The 22,118-nt window shown below is 45.2% G+C and carries 19 protein-coding genes and 1 tRNA gene; 13 read left to right on the plus strand and 7 right to left on the minus strand.

Annotation, left to right across the window (positions count from 1 at the left end; translation table 11 throughout):
* Nucleotides 1-23: 23 nt before the first annotated feature.
* The 8 genes from DWW52_RS05835 (at nucleotide 24) to DWW52_RS05870 (ending at nucleotide 8,714) form a co-directional block, all read left to right on the plus strand.
* Nucleotides 24-365 (plus strand): hypothetical protein, encoded by a 342-nt coding sequence (locus DWW52_RS05835; protein ID WP_148315334.1) that lies wholly within the window; start codon nucleotides 24-26, stop codon nucleotides 363-365.
* Nucleotides 366-377: 12 nt separating this feature from the next.
* Entirely contained in the window at nucleotides 378-1,571 is a 1,194-nt protein-coding gene (locus tag DWW52_RS05840; RefSeq protein ID WP_118714535.1) for a zinc-ribbon domain-containing protein, read from the plus strand.
* A 62-nt stretch (nucleotides 1,572-1,633) separates the two neighbouring features.
* Complete coding sequence (locus DWW52_RS05845; protein WP_158582494.1) at nucleotides 1,634-2,524, plus strand: hypothetical protein; 891 nt, start codon at nucleotides 1,634-1,636, stop codon at nucleotides 2,522-2,524.
* An 11-nt stretch (nucleotides 2,525-2,535) separates the two neighbouring features.
* Nucleotides 2,536-3,783 (plus strand): DUF6175 family protein, encoded by a 1,248-nt coding sequence (locus DWW52_RS05850; RefSeq protein ID WP_118714537.1) that lies wholly within the window; start codon nucleotides 2,536-2,538, stop codon nucleotides 3,781-3,783.
* A gap of 28 nt (nucleotides 3,784-3,811) precedes the next feature.
* Nucleotides 3,812-5,155 (plus strand): LPP20 family lipoprotein, encoded by a 1,344-nt coding sequence (locus tag DWW52_RS05855; protein WP_118714538.1) that lies wholly within the window; start codon nucleotides 3,812-3,814, stop codon nucleotides 5,153-5,155.
* A gap of 11 nt (nucleotides 5,156-5,166) precedes the next feature.
* A complete protein-coding gene (locus DWW52_RS05860; RefSeq protein WP_118714539.1) occupies nucleotides 5,167-5,724 on the plus strand; it encodes a hypothetical protein in 558 nt (185 codons plus the stop codon).
* 191 nt (nucleotides 5,725-5,915) lie between these two features.
* The gene (locus DWW52_RS05865; RefSeq protein ID WP_118714540.1) at nucleotides 5,916-6,839 is read left to right on the plus strand and encodes a lytic transglycosylase domain-containing protein; all 924 of its coding nucleotides are present in this window, start codon (nucleotides 5,916-5,918) and stop codon (nucleotides 6,837-6,839) included.
* A 207-nt stretch (nucleotides 6,840-7,046) separates the two neighbouring features.
* Entirely contained in the window at nucleotides 7,047-8,714 is a 1,668-nt protein-coding gene (locus DWW52_RS05870; RefSeq protein ID WP_118714541.1) for a nucleoside kinase, read from the plus strand.
* Nucleotides 8,715-9,252: 538 nt separating this feature from the next.
* Here DWW52_RS05870 and DWW52_RS05875 read toward each other — a convergent pair.
* Both DWW52_RS05875 and DWW52_RS05880 read right to left on the minus strand, forming a co-directional pair.
* Nucleotides 9,253-9,903, minus strand: coding sequence for an HAD family hydrolase (locus DWW52_RS05875; protein ID WP_118714542.1), 651 nt, complete (start codon nucleotides 9,901-9,903; stop codon nucleotides 9,253-9,255).
* Between the two features lie 333 nt (nucleotides 9,904-10,236).
* Nucleotides 10,237-10,309 (minus strand) — tRNA-Trp (locus DWW52_RS05880).
* Nucleotides 10,310-10,407: 98 nt separating this feature from the next.
* Here DWW52_RS05880 and mnmA point away from each other — a divergent pair.
* Nucleotides 10,408-11,469 carry a tRNA 2-thiouridine(34) synthase MnmA gene (gene mnmA / locus DWW52_RS05885; RefSeq protein ID WP_233556717.1) on the plus strand — a complete coding sequence of 354 codons (1,062 nt, stop codon included), beginning with the start codon at nucleotides 10,408-10,410 and terminating at the stop codon, nucleotides 11,467-11,469.
* Between the two features lie 20 nt (nucleotides 11,470-11,489).
* On the plus strand, nucleotides 11,490-12,053 hold the full coding sequence (locus DWW52_RS05890) for a Crp/Fnr family transcriptional regulator (protein ID WP_118714544.1): 564 nt from the start codon (nucleotides 11,490-11,492) through the stop codon (nucleotides 12,051-12,053).
* On the opposite strand, the gene DWW52_RS05895 is transcribed toward DWW52_RS05890, so the two are convergent.
* From DWW52_RS05895 to lysS, 5 genes are all read right to left on the minus strand, one after another.
* Complete coding sequence (locus DWW52_RS05895) at nucleotides 12,046-13,707, minus strand: putative transporter (protein WP_118714545.1); 1,662 nt, start codon at nucleotides 13,705-13,707, stop codon at nucleotides 12,046-12,048. The two genes, DWW52_RS05890 and DWW52_RS05895, sit on opposite strands and share 8 nt — an antisense overlap.
* Before the next feature lie 145 nt (nucleotides 13,708-13,852).
* Nucleotides 13,853-15,046: a hypothetical protein gene (locus DWW52_RS05900; RefSeq protein WP_118714546.1), complete on the minus strand. Its 1,194-nt coding sequence runs from the start codon at nucleotides 15,044-15,046 to the stop codon at nucleotides 13,853-13,855.
* Between the two features lie 4 nt (nucleotides 15,047-15,050).
* A complete protein-coding gene (locus tag DWW52_RS05905; protein WP_233556719.1) occupies nucleotides 15,051-16,007 on the minus strand; it encodes a nucleoside recognition domain-containing protein in 957 nt (318 codons plus the stop codon).
* 133 nt (nucleotides 16,008-16,140) lie between these two features.
* A complete protein-coding gene (locus DWW52_RS05910; RefSeq protein ID WP_118714547.1) occupies nucleotides 16,141-17,145 on the minus strand; it encodes an NAD(P)H-dependent glycerol-3-phosphate dehydrogenase in 1,005 nt (334 codons plus the stop codon).
* Between the two features lie 91 nt (nucleotides 17,146-17,236).
* Complete coding sequence (gene lysS / locus DWW52_RS05915; RefSeq protein WP_118714548.1) at nucleotides 17,237-18,961, minus strand: lysine--tRNA ligase; 1,725 nt, start codon at nucleotides 18,959-18,961, stop codon at nucleotides 17,237-17,239.
* 408 nt (nucleotides 18,962-19,369) lie between these two features.
* On the opposite strand from lysS, the gene recJ reads away from it, so the two are divergent.
* The 3 genes from recJ to DWW52_RS05930 all read left to right on the plus strand — a co-directional run bounded on the left by recJ (nucleotide 19,370) and on the right by DWW52_RS05930 (nucleotide 22,082).
* Nucleotides 19,370-21,088, plus strand: a complete 1,719-nt coding sequence (gene recJ, locus DWW52_RS05920; protein WP_118714549.1) for a single-stranded-DNA-specific exonuclease RecJ — start codon at nucleotides 19,370-19,372, stop codon at nucleotides 21,086-21,088.
* A 4-nt stretch (nucleotides 21,089-21,092) separates the two neighbouring features.
* Nucleotides 21,093-21,710: a recombination mediator RecR gene (gene recR, locus DWW52_RS05925; RefSeq protein WP_118714550.1), complete on the plus strand. Its 618-nt coding sequence runs from the start codon at nucleotides 21,093-21,095 to the stop codon at nucleotides 21,708-21,710.
* A gap of 174 nt (nucleotides 21,711-21,884) precedes the next feature.
* Complete coding sequence (locus tag DWW52_RS05930; protein ID WP_118714551.1) at nucleotides 21,885-22,082, plus strand: sigma factor-like helix-turn-helix DNA-binding protein; 198 nt, start codon at nucleotides 21,885-21,887, stop codon at nucleotides 22,080-22,082.
* Nucleotides 22,083-22,118 lie beyond the last annotated feature (36 nt).

The raw sequence follows: 22,118 nt of genomic DNA on the forward strand, positions 1-22,118 counted from the left end.
ATTTCAATTCAAAAATGAAAGATATGATAACCATTCACGGAATCTTGGAATGCCCTCTATTGGATGCCGGTTCCAAATCGGAAGGCCGAAAAGCCATTTTGACAGATGATGACGGGAAAAAATACAAACTCTACCGGGCTGGAATTTTACCAGCAGGAGACCCGTTCTTCATCCCCTACGACGGGATGCACGTCAAGATTCGCGGAAACGAGGAGGAAGAGACGGGAAGTTTTCTCGTCACCTCCATTTTATTGGACGACGGCACGGAAATCTTCTCTCAACCAGTGGAATTTCCCACTGGGGTACCGATTGAACTTCCTTCACCCCGCAAATCAAAGAAACAGTTGAAAAAGAAAAACAAATAAATACACAAAATAATGAGCAAAGAGAGATTTTGTCCGGAATGTGGTCAGCCCTTGGAAGCAGACGAACGCTTTTGCCAAGATTGCGGGGCAGAAGTACCGTTCGAGTCAAATACCGACACGAATAACGCGGAGGCCATACTGAATAAAGTGAAACCTTCAGCAACGGATGAACCGATCATTGGCGCGGGAGCACGTGCAAACGTTACCGGTGGCATCAACAAAACTTCCACCACTCACGCCAACATCAACACATCAAGCGTCGATAATTCTTCCACGGTCCATCACAACACGACGATCGTCATGGGAAAAGAGGGAAGCGAATATTGCGAAGTATGCGGAAATCCTTTCGATGAGAGACACGCCCGGTGTCCCAAGTGTGGGAAAGAAATCTGTTTTGATTGTAAAGTAAAAGGAAAAAACCGTTGCGTGGAATGTGAAAAGAAATCCATCAACGAATACCGCTTAGCTTTCCAACAATTACTCCTGACTACCAATGGAAACATCGGCATCGCCGGACGCCAAATGATGGATCAGAAAGCTAGGGAACTGGACGTGGAGAACGCAAAAGCCGACATTGAAAAAGAAATGATTGAAACATATAAACCGGCAAATAAAGCCACACAACCAGCCGTAGTGGACCTTCCTTCCACGAACGAATCCATTCAATCACAGGAATCAGGACAAAAGGGTATAGGAGCCTTAACCGGAGCACGACCTCACCCCGCACCCCGGTCAAGTACAAGGAAAAACAAGTGGATTCCCCTGAGTGCCATCATACTCATCGCACTTGTCGGTTATTTCTTCCTGTCAAGAAAAGATCATACTCCCGCGGCAGCTCCCGTGAAACCTCCAACGGAACAAAAAGAGAGTGTTACTCCCAAATCCTCTCCTGCCGCGAAACCGGAGGCAACACCTCCCACGACGACTTCCGTGAAAAAGGAAGAACAACCCGCAAAAGTAGAACAACAACCCGTGGTGGAGAAGAAAGACACAGACTATGACGCCGGGATGGAAGCCTATGAAAAAAAGAATGGACTAGATGCCATCCGCTTGTTCAAAAAATCCGGAAGTGCGAAATCTTATTACATGATGGGATTAATTTATGAAAACGGATGTGGCACGGTTGCCAGTAACGGGATGATGGCCCGGAAAAATTTCAAAAAAGCTGCCGATATGGGAAATAAAGAAGCGAAGGCAAAATTATAAACGATATTCTATTAACCTCTAATTAAAATTTTATTGTTATGCTAAAAAGAATTTTTACGTGTATGGCTCTACTGTGTGTGGTAGTGATCGCAGCCAAAGCACAAGAAGTAAAAAAACCGCGGATGTATGTCGAACGTTTCACGGCCGCAAACGGAGTTGGGGATGCGAACAGCGACAAAGTTCGCCAGACAGTCATGGCTGCCCTCAACAAGACAAAACGTTTTGAACTGGTAGACCAAGACGCCGAATCATCCATGAAACAGGAAGAAAAACGCCGTACGGATGAAAAAGCGATGAGCGACGAAAAAGCCCGTACGCAAACCATTTCCGCGGCTGCCCATGATTACCTCCTGAGTGGTAACGTGTTGGCTTGCTCCGTGAAATCCCAACAAAAAGACGGGAAGACCATGTATTCCTGCGTTTTAAATTATTCCGTAACCGTGACAGAAGTTGCCACTTCAACGACCGTCGCAACGGCCACATTCGACCATTCTCCTTCCGGGGTAGGCGGTACGTTGGGGAAAATTCTGGATTTATCGGATTCACAAGAGAAAGCCATTGCCAGCGCGACCAACATGATTGCAAGTGACATCGAGGATTTTCTGATCAAGGAATTCCCGTTGGAAGGAACCGTTATTCCCATGGACTACGAGGTAAAGAAAGACAAATTGGTGAAATGTTACATCGACTTGGGCGTTGACCACGGTGTTAAGAAAGGAGACTATTTCTCCGTCTTGGTTCCCAGCGTAAGAGCCGGTCGCACGACTTACAGCGAAGTAGGACGAGTGAAAGTAGAAGAAGTTGTCGACGGAACCATGTCGCAATGTAAAGTAGTACAAGGAGATAAAAAGATATTCACTGCCATGGAAGCTTTCCAGGCTCTTGACGAGGCAACACAAAAGAAACAGCCCCTGAAAGTAAAAGCGACCGTGGCTCCTTTATTCTCAATATAATTCGTTTATCTATGAATAAAATAGTAAACATACTTGGCATACTGTTACTTCTCTTTACAACTTCCGCAAAAGCCCAAGAGTATCTTCAAATTGTTTCACTGGAAGCCGAAAAAGGGGCGAACGCAGTTTTTTCTTCGGCAGGAACAGCTGATAGTAAAAAGGGAGTTGAAACAAATGCCATCAAATCACTCATCTACACCCTGTTCTTTCAGGGTGTAGAAGGTGTTAATGACGGGAAGCCTTTAGTAAGCAAACCTAACGAGGCCTACACCAATACCTTCTTTAACAATCAGGCTCGTTACACGCCTTATATTGTCAGTACCGAAGAAGCCGTTAAAACCACGAAAGTAGGCGGGCATTTTCAAGGAACCACCCGAATCACCTTGCGACTTCGACAACTGATCAATGATGTACGAAAAAACACTCATTATGAAGAGACTGTCGCGGAAACTCCCAATCCCCGTCATCCCAAACCGACCATCATCGTGGTTCCCTACAAGAAAACGGGAGAAAGTTTTCAGGCAATCCTTGAAAATGACAGTGATAGTCGTATCGCCATAAGCGCCGTGCAAAAAGGACTTGAAGCGTGTGACATTAAAACAATTGACTTACAAGGACGTATTGACGCCATGCATCGCCGGGGACAATACGAAGAAAATGCCGGGGCTGCAGAATCCAATGACAAACAGCTTTTGATGTCTTCCGGCGCGGACGTTTATGTCACCGTGGACTTAATGAAAGATTACACGGCAGAGGATGCCCGCGTAGCCTTAGTCATGAAAGCCTATGAAACCGCAAGTGGGACAATCTGGGCCTCGGAAGACGGCTGGACGAACCGTTTTCGCACCACGAACACGGAAGCCCTGTGTTCTTATGCCATAAAAGACCATCTTCCCGCTTTCCTCGAACAGATCATTAAAAACTTTTCCCTTCCCGCCCGTATCGTTCTACAAATATCCATTAGTGAAAATTCAGCGGGTTCCTTACAGGACGCTTGTTGTTCAAACGGGGAGAGAATCGTGGATTTTATCCAAAATTGGCTGGACCGCAATGCGCATGACGGTGATTATCACATACAAGGGATCATGGATGAATCTGCCATCTTTGACTACGTGATGATTCCCAAGCAAGACAAAGAAGGTTACAAAATGACCTCCTCCAAGTTCGCGAAAGCACTGAACGACCAACTCAAAGCGCAAGACGTTTCGGGTACAATCCGCATTGACGGGAATACGATTTTGCTAATGCTGGACTTGTAATAAGTAATAACAATAAAAAAAGAAAAACATGCGAAAGATTATTTTAGGCTTCTTACTTCCGATATGCAGTGTTTTCTACGCGGAGGCACAAGAACCTGACTGGGTAACCCAACGCCCGACCTCGTCTGACGCTTACATCGGCATTGGCATCGTTTCGTTGTCGGAAACCGATTACATGAAAAAAGCAACCCGGAATGCCTTGGCTGACATCGTTTCACAAATTGCCGTGAAACTTGAAAACAACTCTTTTTTACACCGGGTAGATGTAGACGGGAAAACACGGGAAATGCTGGAAGACAAAATTCACAGCTCGATGGAAGCCTGGCTGGAAGGACAAGAATTGAAAGGAAGCTACCAGTCGGAACAAAAATACTACGTGTACTACACGCTGGATAAAAAAGTATACGCCCGGAAGGCCGAAGAACGCAGGCAACAGGCGGTGAGAACAGGTATGGATTACCTGCAGAAAGGCCGTACCGAAGAAAAATCCATGAATCTTTCGCAAGCCGCCCAACTCTATGGTAAAGGACTGGAAGCGGTGGAACCGTGGGCCTTTATGGATCTGACGACAGAAGCAGGAGGCGTGTCCGTGAATATACCAATCGAACTCTATAACGCTTACGTAAATGTATTCAACGGAATGACAATCACCACCAATGTCACGATGGTAGAAGGAGAGGCATTTAAAGCCATCGCCGACCCTATCGCCGGGTGTCTTTCCAAAAACGGCGTTGTCGTTCCGAATGTAAAATTAAACGCATCATTCGTATCCGGCAGCGGTACCGTCTCTCCCGCCATTCAAACAGATTACACGGGTACGGCGGAATTCTACGTGACCAACATCACCTCTAAAGACGACGTGCAGGAATTACGCATCACGATCGACGACTCGTTCATGAGTACCCTTCCCAAGGCATATCGCCAACTGTTGCAAAACCAAACATGGCCTTCTGCCAAAATCACGATTTCGTTGAAAAGCGCACCCATCACCGCCTACCTGCACGTGAGCGAAGATCATGAACTGGAAGGGTGTGAACGCCAGATCAGCAGCCTGCTGACAAACAATTATTTCTCCCTGTCGGAAGACCCGGATGCCGCCCAATGCTTCGTGGAACTGTCAACAAAGTTAGACATGGGAGAAGTCGTAACCGGGGGTGTTTATGATCTGAATACCTGTTACTGCACGATTGTTCTCAAAATATACAATAACAAGACACAACAAATGCTCCTGAACTATTCAGCAAATCAAATTAAAGTGTTAGTACCGGTAAACAAGTCAGCGACAGCATCTATCTCGATGTGCGTGCGGGAAGTGATGAAACGAGTGAATCGAGAACTACCAAACCAAATCAAAAAACTCAAAATCAATTAAAAAGTAACATTATGAAACATTTAATCTTATGGGGGATGGCTATAACCGCATTTTCTTTATTAAGCAGTTGCGGTTCTTCAAAGAAGATTCAGGAAAAGACACCTGTTTCCACTTACATCCTACCGGGGACCGATCTCATTAGCGGGGATGGAGTACTTCGGGGATGGGGTTCCGGCAGATCCGACAACGAGGCGTCAGCCCGGAAAAAAGCTCAAATGGCCGCTTCAGCCGAATTAGCCGCAATACTAGCCAAAACAGTAGAAGCTACAACAGAAGAATACTCGACGATTTTATCCGAAGGCTTATCATCTGAATCCAAATCCCTCCTCAACGATAAAACGAAAGTAACGGTAAATCAGACATTAGCCGGGGCTACCATCGTATTCGATCGTTGGAGCAAAGATGAAGAAACCGGACAGTTAATCAACTACATCGTTTTGGAACTCAAAGGAGAGGACTATCTAAAACAACTGTACAAGGAACTCGGTAAAAATAAAGCAACTTCAGTAGATAAAGATTTATTACAACGCCTCTTTTTGAAGCACATTGACGAAAGTTCAAAAAAATAAATAATCATTCGACACGGAGGTATCAAAAGGATTTTTAATACCCCCGTGTCCCTTATTTTCATATCTTCCTCTCTTCCACGAAATTTATCAGAAATATACAATACTTATTAATTCTATAAATACTTTTTTCTCAACTTTGCCGTAAAAACCGAGAAAAAGCTGTATTTTCGAAGAAACAAAATCATTTAGACGTGAAAAACATTTTACTTATATTTCTGACCATTCTGGTTCTACTAAATAGTGCCGCCATTGGGTATTATATCTACGAGGACAAGCTCGACCAACCCGAAAACGATTTGCCCGTCTTTCATGTCATGAAAACATCAGACGTGGAGTTTCCCGACAAATTTTCCCTAGCAGGAGAGCGGGTTCCCCTAGAAAGGATTGACGTGACCGAAGCATTCAAAAAAGAATTAATCGTGAACACGTACCTGCATTCCCACACGATACAAGTGTTAAAACACGCTCCCCGCTATTTTCACACGATCGAACCGATCCTGAAAGAAGAAGGAGTACCCGACGATTTCAAATACCTGGCCGTTATCGAGAGCAGCCTCAACCCACTGGCCGTATCTTACGCCGGAGCCGTGGGAATATGGCAATTAATGAGCGGAACCGCCAAAGAACTCGGACTGGAAGTATCGAATGACGTGGACGAACGCTACCACTTGGAAAAAGCCACCCGTGCCGCTTGTGCTTACTTGAAAAAAGCCTACCAGAAATTCGGTTCGTGGACGTTGGCCGCGGCTTCATACAACGGTGGCATGAACATGTTATCCAAACAACAGGACCGCCAGAAAGAAACAAACTTCTACGATCTCCTACTCGGAGAAGAAACCGGAAGATACGTTTATCGCTTGTTAGCCTTGAAACAAATCATGGAAGAACCCCACCTCTACGATTTCTACGTGGAGCAACTATACCCGGTTGAACCGGTCACGTTAGTCAAGGTCACCCAATCAATCAAAGACCTTGCAGAATTCGCCAAGGAACACGGGATATCCTACAAAACACTCAAACGCTTCAACCCCTGGTTGCGGCAGACATCCTTAAAAATCGGGAAACACAAAACGTATTACATCGCCATCCCCGAAAACAAGGAAGCCTACAAATAAGTCCGTAAAGTCTATAAGGTCTTTGGACCCCTGCGGGGCGCTTTGTTCACGACAGCTTAAGCTGTCGGTAGATACTATCCGAAGGACACCCGTGACTTTACAAACCTTATGGACTTTATAAACTTTCGACCCAAAGGCTTTAGCCTGCACATATCCGGCACGTTATTTGTAACCACTGCCTATATTAGATATTAAAAACCTCCCAACATGGAAAAAAATAAAATTACCGTCTTTTGTGAAAACAACGGACAAGAATACCAGATTCCCACGGGATCTAGTTTAAAAGAATTCAAAAAAATCGTGTTTCCCACGAATCACCAAAGCATTCTGGGGGCACTTGTTAATAACGAAGTTCGTGATCTGCATTACGAGATATACAACCCCAAATACATCAACTTCATTGATGTGACCACGCTAGACGGGTATAGCGTGTATCTCCGTTCGCTTATTTTCGTACTTTATAAAGCAGTATATAACCTTTATCGCAAGAAAACATTGGTCGTCGAATATCACCTTTCCAACGGTGTGTTCTGCCGTCTAGCCAACAAAGATGTTGTTCTTACCGGCGACAAAATCTCGGAGATAAAAGCAGAAATGCAACGCATCATCGACCACGATTATGAAATCATGCGCCGGGAAACTCCCACGGAAGAAGCCATTAAACTGTTCAACAGCCAAGGATTAAAAGATAAAGAACTGTTACTCTCCACACGAGGCAAGATGTTTACCTCGGTTTACTCCATTGACGGAACTTGTGACTATTTTTACGGTACATTAGCCCCTTCCACCGGATGTTTAAAAGTATTTGATCTGATGGACTACAAGGATGGCATGTTACTCATGATTCCCGACCGGACTCAACCGGACAAGATACTTCCATTTGTCCCGCAGGAAAAACTATTCAGCACGTTCAGCGAATTCAAACGCTGGGGTAAGATTTCCGAGGTCATGCAAATCGGACATCTGAATCAGGCGATCGAACATAAACACGCCGGAGACATGATCAAGGTCAGCGAGGCCCTGCACGAGAAAAAAATCTCCCAAATTGCCGACCTCATCAAAAAACAGAAACAAGTCAAGGTCATCCTGATAGCCGGCCCGTCATCCTCCGGGAAAACGACATTCGGCAAACGTCTGGCGATTCAATTACTGGTAAACGGGATCAAACCCGTGAACCTCTCGCTGGATAACTATTTCGTGAACCGGGAAGATACCCCGAAAGACGAGAAAGGTGAATACGACTTCGAAACTATTGATGCTTTGGACATCAACACCTTCAACGACAACATCATGAGTTTGTTGCGAGGAGAAGAAGTCGAAATCCCGAAGTTCTCCTTCGAAACCGGACAACGCTTCTATGACGGAGAGAAACTGAAAATGTCTAAAAACAACGTGATTATCGTGGAAGGTATTCACGGTCTGAATCCCAAACTGACCGCCACCCTGCCCCACGAGAGCCTGTTCAAGATATTCATATCCGCCCTGACCGTGATCTCTATCGACAATCACAACATCATCAACCCGTCGGACAACCGCCTGATCCGCCGCATGGTCCGAGATCACAAATACCGGAGCTACTCGGCCCTCGACACCCTGAAAAGGTGGGAAAGCGTCCTTTCGGGCGAACAAAAACACATCACCCCTTACCAGGAAGAAGCCGATGTCATGTTCAACTCCGCCCTCGTCTACGAACTAGGAGCCTTGAAACAACAAGCCGTTCCCCTACTGGAAGAAGTTCTGGTAAAATACCCGGAACACTCGAAAGCCAACCGCCTTTTGAAATTCTTCTCGTACGTTCAAGCCGTACCAACCCGTGAAATCCCTCCCACCTCCATTTTAAGGGAGTTTTTGGGTGGAAGTTCATTCAAATATTAAACAATTATCTCAATTCAATAAGTTTACATTATTTCTTAAATAACGTCAGTTCGATGAAATTTACTTGATTCATTTATCAGTAAACCGACTTTATCGAACTGACGTTTAATTTTCATGAGGGAAAATACATCTGTAAATCAGCACAAAAACGAGTGATTGACATGGAGAGTTACTATTTCATTAGATCATTAATAGTGAATCACTACTTATCAAGTACCATCATGAACCTTATACAAATCCTATAGAAACCCTATATGAACTCTATTATAATAAGGTTCATAAAAGGTTTATATTAGGTTTCTAAAAGATTATTACCGCTATTCATCAGTAACTCATCAAGAATTCATGATGCAATCATGTACTATCTCAATAGGAAATCTCCTGTTATGGATATAGATAATCAACAAGTTTTTAATTCATTATGTCGTATTAATCCCTCGTTGAAAATTTTAAAGGAGAATTGGAAATCACTACATCCAAATTTTCCCGGCTTGTCGTTAAAACAAGCCGGGAAATCATAATTCTATTTTAAAATTCATCAGTCAATAAACTTCACGATCTCCCAAGGTTGATCCGCGATATACGATGCTCCGTTCTTCAACAATTCCTCCCGATCCCGGAACCCCCAGGTTACTCCCACGGAGGCCACGCCGCTATTAACAGCGGTTTGCATATCTACACCGGAATCTCCCACGTAAAGTACCTCGTCTTGCGTCACGCCAGCCTCTTTCATAATATCAAACACGATCGTCGGATCGGGCTTGATAGGCACTCCATCCCGTTGCCCGTAAACGAAGTCAAAAAGCCCCTCTCCAAAATATTCGGGAATCAAAGCCACCGTGGCCGAATGATATTTATTAGAAGCCACGGCCAACAACATCCCCCGACGCTTCAACTCCCTCAACAACTCACAAATTCCATCATAGGGAGCCGTGAAATCCGCTTTATGCTCGGCATAATAAGCCACGAAATCCTCCCGGATTTTCAACATATTTTCCTCTGTTCTTTCAGACTCTGGCAACGCCCGTTCTAATAATTTATTTATCCCGTTCCCCACGAAATAACGGTAAGCAGGTAATTCGTGTGTCGGGTAGCCGTGCCGCCGTAAAGCGTAATTCGTACTCGCCGCCAAATCCTGCAAAGAATTCAATAACGTCCCATCCAAATCAAAAATAACCAACTTCGTCATATAATCTCCATTTCATTTATTACAGGACAAAAGTAACACATATCCCCGTATTTCTGAAACACTTGGACACAAATCGGGAAAATCAAAGGTAATACTACCATAATCCTAAGGTAATAATACCCCTCTTTCGTAGATCCGCCAGAGTTTCCCCGTTGCATCCCCGTTTTCTGCTATTCGAGTTACGGTGAAGCTTCGAAGTTGCAACGAGGGAAGGGTATTATTACTTTAGGATTACCTATAATTCACCTATATTTCTAGGTAATTCTATAAAAATCTTAAAGGGAATCGGCTAATAAACAACAGAGGCCGCATCATTGATGCGACCTCTGTCTGCACGGGAGGAGAGGTTCGAACTCCCGACCCTCGGTTTTGGAGACCGATGCTCTACCAACTGAGCCACTCCCGTTTTTCACGCTGCAAATTAAGACAAATTAAACGAGAAAAACAAGACTTGGCGGGGAATAATACGTATTTTTGTATCCCAGACTTCAAGTAACAAGAAACATGGAAAAAATAGTAGTCGGTCTTAGCGGTGGCGTGGATAGTTTTGTAACAGCCCTTTTGTTACAACAACATGGATTTGAAGTCATTGGCGTCAACCTGCAACTCTGGGACTCATTCTCCCCTTCCATTCAAAAAGATGAACTTGACGAATTATGCAAACTCGTCAACATCAAACTCTACAAGCTAGACGGCAGGGCACGTTTCCGGGAGCGAGTGGTGCAACCGTTCATTCTCGGCTATCTTTCCGGTGTTACCCCCAACCCTTGCGCGACCTGCAACAGTTTCGTGAAATGGAATTTACTCTGTTCTCTGGCTGATGAACTGGGGATATATCATATTGCCACGGGGCATTACGCCCGGATACTCCCCTTTTCGGAACATCATTATGTACATAAAGGAGTTGACCCGAATAAAGATCAATCCTATTTCCTATGGGGGGTACAGGAAAATATTCTATCCCGAACAATCACCCCTTTGGGAGACCTCACGAAAACCGAAGTCAAAGAAATCGCCCGTGCTCACGGGTTCTCTCGAGTTGCCGACAAACGGGAAAGCATGAGTATCTGTTTTCTGGAAGGGAATGACTACCGGGATTTTATCCTACGACAACCGGATACGGAACACTGTTTCACGCCCGGTTCTATCGTGGATATACAAGGGCAACCGGTTGGAGAACACGAGGGAATCGCCAATTACACGATCGGTCAGAAAAGAGGTATCCCCCTAAAAGACGGCCGCCCTCAATATGTAGCCAAGATCAACGCTGTAACCCGACAATTAATCGTGGGCGAAAAAAACTCGCTAAATCAAACGGAACTCTCGGTGATCCACCCGCATCTGATTGATCCGAACGAAATCACGGCAAATGACATCGAAGTCAAAGTCCGCGGTTTAGGTCTCAACCCGCAAGGTTATGCCCGAATTACCCCACAACCGGGTAACCGGCTCTCCGTTGAACTCGCCTCCCCGGCCTGGGCTGTTGCCCCCGGTCAACCGGTTGCCTTCTACCGGAAAGATCGCTTGATCGGTGGCGGCATACTGGCAGACAACACGCAAGAATAACAACGTAAATACACCGCCTCATGGAATTCACGAAAAAACTTCAGGAACAGTACAAGTTATCAACAGAAAGCATCGCCCTTTTACAAGAACACATGCAACTTCTATCGTTCGAAAAGAAAGAGGTTATCATTCAAGAAGGCCAACGGGATGATTACACCTATTTTGTCGAAAGCGGCTCCGTGCGAGCATACGTCATTCGGGAAGATAAACAAGTGACCTTGTTTTTTGCTTTCGAAGGAGATAGCGCAACCACGATTCTTGGCCCGTCGAACACGTTAACCTCAAAACTCACGATTGAAACCCTTGAACCCACGACCCTTGTCAGAATCTCCCGTACCCGTTTAGAGGAACTTTTCCGACGGTCACTTGAAATAGCCAACTGGGGACGCAAGCTCATGGAGAAAACATTACTGGAATACGAACATTATTTCATAGAATACTACTGGATGGAAAAAAGTACCCAATACCAAGCACTCATGAAAGAACATCCCCAGTTATTACAACGGGTTTCCTTGAAAGAGATCGCCTCTTACTTGAATATAACCCCTCAAACCCTTAGTCGGATCCGGGCGCATATCAAGTGAAAAACAGGATCAGCAATTGCGCTGTCAACACTCGCAGAAACATCGTCAACGGGTAAACAGTAGCATAACTTACCGAGGGGGCATCATTGTTGGCCATACCATTGGAGTATGCCAAGGCCGGAGGATCCGTCATACTTCCCGCGATCAACCCCATCAAGGTGAAATAATTAATCTTGTATACAATTCTGGCTATTATCCCGATAATAATCAATGGTATAACCGTAATCATAAAACCATAACCGATCCAAGCATATCCTCCTCCATCAATAATGGTTTTCACGAAACCCTCTCCGGCTCCCAATCCCACGCTAGCTAGGAATAATGAAATTCCGACTTCTCTCAACATCAGGTTGGCACTCATCGTTGTGTAAGTCACCAAACCGTATTGTGGTCCGAAACGACTGATCAATATGGAGATAATCAAAGGTCCTCCCGCCAATCCCAACTTAACGGGTTGCGGGATTCCGGGAAACGTGAAAGGAATACTTCCCAACAGTATACCCAAGAAAATACCTAAAAATATCGAAACCAAGTTAGGTTCTCTCAAACGTCGCAAAGAATTACCCAACACTTTAGCAACATTTGCAACCGCGGCTTCCGGCCCGACTACCGTCAAGCGGTCGCCTATCTGCAACTGCAAATTCGGCTTAGCAACCAAATCAACCCCGGCTCGATTTACCCGGGTAACATTCACCCCGAAGCAATTTCTCAACCTCATATCTCCCAGCATTCTCCCGTTCACCTCGCCTTTCGTGATCGCGATTCTCCTAGATACAAGTTGCTTATCCAATCTTTCCCATTCTACCTCTACCCGCTCGCCCAAGAAAGCCGTGATCGCGTCTATATCCTGCAATGCGGCAACCACCAGAAGTTTATCCCCTTCTTTCAAACAAGTCTCTGAAGAACCGATCTCGATCTTCTCGTCCTGATGACAAACTCGTGAAAAAACAAACTTCCGGTTAATCAACCGGGTAATTTCCATCAAATCTTTCCCGAACAGAGCCGGATTCGTTACCCGAACAGAGAATTGTTGCGCCCCGCTCGCCTTACTCGTATCTTGTTGCTCGATGTCCTCGTTCTCCTTTTCCATTTTAATCCTGAAAATCACCCGCATCAACATAATCGATCCGATAATACCGATCACTCCCAACGGGTAAGCGACAGCATATCCCAGCGCTATCGTGGGATCATCAATTCCGGTTGCATCCGAATAAGCCTGTTGGGCAGCCCCCAGACCGGGCGTGTTGGTCACGGCTCCGGAAAGAATACCCACCATCGTGGTAATCGGCAACCCGGTAATCACGTGAATGATGTAAGTTGTTACCACCCCAAGCAACACGATTCCCGAAGCCAGCATATTCAGCGTGAACCCGCCTTTCCGGAAAGATGAGAAGAAACCGGGACCCACTTGTAACCCCACCGAGTACACGAATAAAATCAATCCGAATTCTTTCATGAAATGCAACGTATGCCCATCCACACGCATCCCGAAATGACTGCAAATAATACCCACGAAAAGAATCCATGTAATGCCTAACGAAATCCCCCAGACTTTCACTTTCCCCAACACGATTCCCAAAGCGATAACGATTGCGAACATCAAAACCGAGTGCGCCACTCCCTGTCCGAAAAACAGATCACTTAACCAAGTCATGCCATTTATAATTTTAGATTTTAGATACTATTAATTCTGTGATTTTATGATTTTCGATTAGATGATTCCAACCGTCCAAGACAAACTCTTTTCCATTCTAAATTTCTCGAAACCAGCGATCACTAAATCTTTTAACTTTTCATTTTCAATTTTCAAGTGTTTTAGGCTTCTTGTCAATGGAACGACAGAATTCGATATCTTCCCGGAACAATTTCCGATAGGTTATATATGTCTGGGATTGTTTTGCCCCGATGTACTCCATCAAATGCATCATCTTCGGGTTAAAATCTCCGACCCAACTCAGATCCAACCAATCGTAATTGCGTTTTCCCATGATGACATTCTTGCAAAAAGCGTAAATCATGGCAGCCTCAACTCCCCGCCCTTGGTATTCTTCCGCAACACCGAATATCAATCCCAAAGCAATACGTCCCCGTTTAAAATAACGGTAATAAAGGAATTTCAAAATTCCTAACCCGCTAATCTTGCCATTAACATGCTTCACGATATAATTCAATTCGGGAATCATGATAAAGAACCCGATCGGAATATCCTTATAATAAGCGAAATAAAGCAAATCTGGGTCCAACACGGGTTTCAATGTCTTGAACAACACTTCTACCTGTTCCTTATCCATGCCCCCCACGCCATGCACGTTCACATTCCATGCCTGATTATAAATTACCAGAAAAGCCTCTTTTGCCTGTTCGGGCGTCATTTCCCGGTAAGAACTAATCCGGTAATCCCCGTTTTTCAACAATCGTTCGGATTTCCAGACCACCACCTTGGAAAGACTCTCTTCCACGAGGCGCGTCCGGTAGATGTATTGCTTGAAATAATCCCGGAACCCGTAATTCTCGAAGAAAGGAACGTAATACTTATGCGTGTAAGGCATTTGAAACACGGGGGGCTTAAAACCATCTACCAACAATCCCCACCACTCGTTACGCTCGCCGAAATTAACGGGACCTTCCATAGAATCCATCCCCCGTTCCTCCAACCACTCCCGGCAACGATCAAACAACATGAACGCAGCTTCCTGATCATTAATACACTCGAAGAACCCCATGCCCCCCACCGTGTACGAATCCAACCGACAAGTATCCTCGTCGATAAAAGAAGCCACACGCCCAACGCATGTTCCTTTTTCATCCCGAAGTAGCCAACGAGTACATTCCCCGTGCTTGAAATAAGGGTTCTTCGCCCGGTCAAACACTTTCGTGATGTCTGTATCTAAAGGTCGTACCCAATTTTCGTCATTCTTGTAAAGAGAGACAGGTAGCACTAAAAATTCATTCGCTTGCTTTTCGTTCAAAACCTCTTCAATCGTGTATTTCATATATCTATAAACTTATATTTTCAACTTTTATCGGCGGATGCACCCGTGCCTGCAACCCGTAAATACCCCGGCGTATCCACACGACAATCATCGCTAACACGACACGAGGGAATATCAACCACATGACAGGTAACCCCATCACCGCGAACAACAACGGATCTTCTAATTGGGAATGAGAAATTGCCAGGTGATAATTCAACAAATCCGCCTCTTGATGAACCAATTTCCCCGTTTTGGCGTAATCCATCATAATCGCGGAACCATAGGCCAAACCGACCGTGTTCCCCACGAGCCACAAGAAAGCGACATCCGGTTTCAACCCGAACAAACGCATCAACGGGGATAACATCGTGGATAATATTTTCAACACTCCGAACTCTTCGAGCAAACGTTGCAAAATCATCAAGCCGGAAATCACCAACACGATCTTCACGCACAACAACAAGCTACTTTCCAACCAATGCAACATCGTCTCTCCCAGTCCCAATGCAACCGAAGTCTCCGCCATCATCTTCCTACTCATTTCCGGCAACAGCAAGTTCAACCCGATTGCCGCCACGAAACTCCCCACGACACGCAAAATCACCATACCCACGGCCGACGATCCGGTTTTCTGCAACACGATCGTCTCCACGACAAAGTTATGGGATATCAGGCACATCGTGGCCATGATCAGGCTCTCCCTCACGGAAAAATCAAGTGTCGACAACAAGGCTATCACGGTATATATATTAGTGAATATACTCGTGACAAACACCAACGCCGCATCTCCCGGCAAACCGATCAAAGTAAACAACGGGGACGCGAACGAGGATATATAAGGCAATATATTAAAATATGACAACAACGTCACGAACAAAGAGACCGGCAACATGATCTTCAAAAACCATATTGATGTCTTTATCGCCACGGGTAAAGCTTTCCGCACACATCCCATAACTCTCGCACTGTAACTTGCCATACGCTTTAATTGAAAATTGAAAATTGAAAATTGAAAATGATATCCCCCCACTCCCAACTTCCAATTTTCCAATTAAACTTTTATAATTTTAAAGTCGCTTGACGACTTTTCATTTTAAATTTTAAATTCTAAATTACCGAAGCTCGTCGGTTAGCAACCGGATTTCCATTGTCGGGCTGATGCGCTCGTACAATATATTATACACGGCATCTGTGATCGGCATGTGAACCTTATACTGCTCGTTAATCTCGTGGATACCTTTCACCCCGAAATAGCCCTCGGCAATCATCAACATCTCCATCTGAGCCGACTTCACTGAATACCCTTTCCCGATCATCGTACCGAACGTCCGGTTCCGGCTGAACTGCGAATAGGCTGTCACCAACAAATCACCCAGATAAGCCGAAAACTTGATATCCCGTTGGATCGGATGAACGGCATTCACGAAACGTTCCATTTCTTGGATAGCATTCGCTACCAGAACCGCCTGAAAATTATCGCCATACCGCAACCCGTGACAAATCCCGGCTGCAATAGCAAAAACGTTTTTCAACACAGCCGCATACTCCGACCCGTATATATCATCGGAAATCGTCGTTTTCACGTAAAAACACTCGAACAACTGTGCCACCGACCGGGCCACCCGCAAATTCTCACTGGAGAACGTCAGGTAGGACAGACGCTCCAAAGCAATCTCCTCCGCATGACAAGGCCCCGAAATAATCACGATCTGCTCCAAAGGCACCTCGTACCTCTGGTGGAAAAATTCCCCGATCAGCATATTATCATCCGGGATCATACCCTTGATAGCCGAAACAATAATTTTATCTTTCAAAGAGACTTGCAATCTTGAGGTCACCACGTTTTTCAGGAATGCACTCGGGATCGCGAAAACAATCACGTCGGAATTCATAACCAACCGATCCAGATCATCCGTGAACGTGATCTTATCCAGATCGAACTCGACACCACACAAGTACCTCGGATTGTGCTTCAATACTTTAAAAGCCTTTATTGATTCAATATTCCGCATGAACCAATGAATATGCCCGTTGTTATCCGTCAGCATTTTAGCGATAGCGGTAGCCCAGCTACCACCACCCACGACACCAATCCTTGGTTTGTCTAATATTTCCATGATAAAAAGAGTTACAAGTTTGCAGGTTACAAGTTACAAGTTTTAGGTCATAATCGAACCTGCAACTTGTTAACCTGTAACCTGCAACTATTTAGTTAAACCAGCTCTTCACCTCATCCGGAGACAAGGTTTTCAAGCCCAATTTCATTTTTTTATTCAAACCACTAAGCTCCTGATGTAACTTGTTCGGGTTCTCCACCGCTTTCAACGCTTCTACCGTTTGATAGCCGGCCTTACGCACCACTTGTATCCACTCGGCTGGGACACCGACACCCACGAATTTATCATCCGAATCCACCACTGCTACCTTCTCCGGCTTCATTTGCGGGAACAACAACACGTCCTGTATAGACGGGCTATTCGTCAGGAACATACAAAGACGGTCGATACCGATACCCATTCCGGAGGTCGGAGGCATACCATACTCCAATGCCCGCACGAAATCGTAATCAATAAACATTGCCTCGTCATCCCCTCTCTCCTGCAAAGCCAACTGATCCTTAAACCGATTCAACTGGTCGATCGGGTCATTCAACTCGGAATAGGCATTAGCAACCTCTTTCCCGTTCACGAACAACTCGAAACGCTCGGTCAATCCCGGATCCGAACGATGCATCTTCGTCAAGGGCGACATCTCCACCGGGTAATCGTAAATAAACGTCGGTTGAATATAGTGACTCTCACATTTCTCCCCGAATATCTCGTCAATTAACTTTCCTTTACCCATCGTTTCGTCAACATTCAAACCGATCGACAGACAGAACTCACGAATCTCGTCCTCACTCTTACCCGTGATATCAAACCCGGTATATTCTTTGATCGCCTCGGACATCTTCACTCGCTTGAAAGGACGCTTGAAATCCACCTCGTTATCCCCGAAAGGAGCCTTCGTGGTCCCGTTCACGGCCAAGGCTGCCGCCTCGATCATGCGCTCCGTGCTATCCATCATCCACAAGTAATCCTTGTAAGGCACGTATACCTCCATACAAGTAAATTCCGGATTATGCGTCCGGTCCATACCCTCGTTACGGAAGTTACGAGAAAATTCGAACACCCCGTTAAAACCGCCCACGATCAGACGCTTCAAATACAACTCGTTCGCGATACGCAAGTAAAACGGGATATCCAACGCGTTGTGATGCGTGATAAACGGGCGGGCCGAAGCTCCTCCCGGAATAGCCTGTAATACGGGAGTTTCCACTTCCAAACATCCCATATCCGTATAAAACTTCCGAATCGCATTGATCATCTTTGTCCGCTTGATAAACACGTCCATCACCTGCGGGTTCACGATCAAATCCAAATAACGTTGACGATATCTCAATTCCGGATCGGTAAAAGCGTCAAACACCTTACCATCCTTTTCTTTCACGATCGGAAGCGGGCGCAAAGACTTGGATAACATCACCAACTCTTTCGCGTGAACGGAAATCTCTCCCATGTTCGTACGGAACACGAATCCTTTCACCCCCACGATATCACCGATATCCATCAACTTTTTGAAAACGGTATTATACATCGTGCAAGCTTCATCCCGACTCACATCATCCCGACTCACGTAGACCTGAATCCTACCTTCGGCATCCTGTAATTCAAAAAATGAAGCCTTACCCATAATCCGCCTGCTCATCATCCGCCCGGCAATCACAACCTCCTGCAATTCCTCCGGTGATTTTTCAAATTTATCAAGGATCTCTTTAGAAAGGTGAGTTACTTTAAATTCCGGTGCCGGATAGGCATCAATTCCCAAATTCTTCAACTCGTTTAAAGAGTTCCGGCGAATAATTTCCTGTTCGCTTAATTCTGCAAGACTCATTTTTATATGCTTTAAAAGGTTACATAAATCAATTCTTTACCGGGCATAAACCCGATCTAAATTTTGTTTTTAAATTAATGTGCAAAGATAATAAATAAAGAGCAAAGAAGAAAGTAAAAGGGAATCTTAAGTGGCTTCGCCAAGTTGCAAGTTACAAGTTTGCAAGTTACAGGTTATGAACTTAAACGAAAATCATCAAGCATACAAACGATATCCGACAACAAAAAATTTACATTTTTCCTCCTTTTTGTTAAAAAACTACTTTACATTTTTAGTGTCTATATTATAGAACTGAAACACAAACGTATAACCCGATTTATCTCGAACCTGTTAAAAAATATAATCGGGATTCTTTTGAAATCCCAAGGAAATTCTGCTTCTTTGTAGCAGAATAGGAGAAAGTAGATAATGAAAAAAAGATGGGTTATCAACACCCCACCCGAGTGGGAAAAAATTGACAAATTATCCAAAGAACTTAACTGCAGTCACGTCATTGCGAATTTGCTATTGCAACGCGGTGTACCTACTGCGGAAGAGGCCCATGCTTTCTTCAATCCGACTCTCAACATGCTCCACGATCCATTCTTGATGAAAGATATGGACAAAGCGGTTACCCGGTTGGAAAAAGCGATCGGCAACGAGGAAAAAGTTATGATCTACGGTGATTACGACGTAGACGGGACAACCGCGGTGGCTTTACTTTACAAGTACCTGAAAAATAAGTGCAACAAAGCGGAATATTATATTCCGGATCGTTACACGGAAGGATACGGAGTGTCTATTCGTGCGATTGATTATGCCGCCTTGAACGGGATCACGCTCATGATCGTCACGGATTGCGGTGTAAAAGCCGTGGAAAAAGTACGTTATGCCAACTCCCAAGGCGTGGATATCATCATTTGCGATCACCACACCCCAGGCGACGAACTTCCCGATGCCATTGCCGTGCTCGACCCGCAACGCAAAGATTGTAACTACCCTTATCGCTGGTTAAGCGGTTGCGGGGTCAGCTTCAAACTAGCACAGGCGTACAGCATCAAGCACAACCTTCCGATGTCGGATTTGTACAAATTGTTAGACTTGGTATGCGTCAGCATTGCCAGCGATATAGTCCCGATCACGGGCGAGAACCGCATTCTCGCACATTTCGGGTTGCTACAATTAAATCAAAAACCAAGCCTGGGATTAAAGACAATTCTAAATTTCTCCGGCATTGGCAAAGACTTGACGATAAATGATATTGTTTTCCGCATCGGCCCGAAAATCAACGCGGCTGGTCGGGTCGAATCAGGCAACAAATCGGTAGAACTACTGATTGCCGATGACGAGATCAAAGCTTCCGAGGTCGCCGCAAGCATCAACAATTTCAACGACCAACGCAAGAAACTGGATCACGACATCACTGAAGAAGCCCTCGAATACATCAACCAGTCCCACTACGATCAATCCCAAAAAGCTACCGTACTTTACAACCCGAACTGGCACAAAGGTGTCATCGGAATCGTGGCTTCCCGTCTGACGGAATATTATTACCGCCCGACAGTCATACTGACGGAATCCAACGGTCTGGCCACGGGGTCTGCTCGTTCCGTGGAAGGATTTGACCTGTATTACGCCATTTCTCAATGCAGCGAATTCCTGGAAAACTACGGGGGACACAAATACGCGGCAGGGTTAACCTTGAAACTCGAAAACATTGAGCCATTCAAGGCAAAATTCCAGCAAATCGTGAGTGAAACCATCACGGAAGAGATGTTGACCCCCCAAATTAACATTGACGCTCAAATAAAACTGAACGATATTACCCCTGATCTTTATACGATGATTCAAAAATTTGCCCCGTTTGGCCCGAATAACACGATTCCCGTGTTCATGACCGATAACGTGACAAACTTCATCGGCTCAAAACAGGTAGGACGCAACAATGAACATTTGAAACTGGTCGTGGTGGATGACACGCGAATTTGCAATGACCGGAGCGGTATAGCGTTCGGCATGGGAGAATACTTTCCCCGGATCAGCAAGGGCGAGTATTTCGATATCTGCTACACGCTTCAAGAAAATGAATTCATGGGAAGAAGCGACATTCAAATGATGATTCGTGATATAAAATTCAAAGAGGACTAGACACATGCAATCTTTATCTTCCAGACTGTTGGAAAAAGCGGTCGAACAATTCGCTTCCCTCCCGGGAATCGGGCGCAAAACAGCATTGCGCTACGTGCTTCACATGCTTCGGCAAAGTCCCGAAGAGGTAAAACAATTCACCGACAGTATTACCGCCCTGAAAGAATCGATAAAAGAGTGTCAATTCTGTCATAACATTTCCGATAGCGATACCTGCGAAATCTGCTCCGACCCGAAACGGGATTCACAAATCATCTGTGTCGTGGAAAACATCAAGGACATCATGTCCCTTGAGGCCACGGGACAATACCACGGCCTTTACCACGTTCTGGGTGGCATTATCTCCCCCATGGACGGAATCGGACCCTCCGACCTACATATCAGCAGCCTCCTCGAACGAGTAGCCAACCCTACCGTGAAAGAGATCATTTTTGCCCTGCGTGCCACCATCGAAGGAGACACCACGGGTTATTACATCTTCAAAAAACTACCCCGCCGGGATGAAATCCTCGTCAGTACCCTCGCCAAAGGAATCGCCGTCGGCAACGACCTGGAATACACCGATGAACTCACGCTCGGTCGCTCTCTCGTCAACCGGGTGAAATTCAATTTGAATGGCTGATCTCTCAACAGGGAATTTTCAATTCGAATAGAAATACCCTAGTGTTAAGGGTGAGATAAGGCACCATATATTGATCACCGGAAAGCCCAAGAACGTTACCTCCAAGACCCGGAAGGCATACACGGGACCGAATTTTTTCTGGATTCTATTATCGAAGAAGAAGTCTATTTTCTCATGCAGAAAGCGATCACGGAACTCCCCGATAAAATTCAGGAAATTTATAAATTAAGTCTCGCCGGGGAAACCAATGAATCCATCGCCGTTCAACTCGCCTTGACCGTCGATTCCGTGAAAGCCTACAAAAAAAGGGGCAAACAAATATTAAAAGAAAAACTACAGAATTTACTTATGTTCCTGAGCGTAACGTTATAAAAATCAGGCTACCGATTATTCGATAGCCTGACAATA

Origin of the sequence: Odoribacter sp. AF15-53, assembly GCF_003479425.1 — a bacterium.
Lineage (GTDB): Bacteria > Bacteroidota > Bacteroidia > Bacteroidales > Marinifilaceae > Butyricimonas.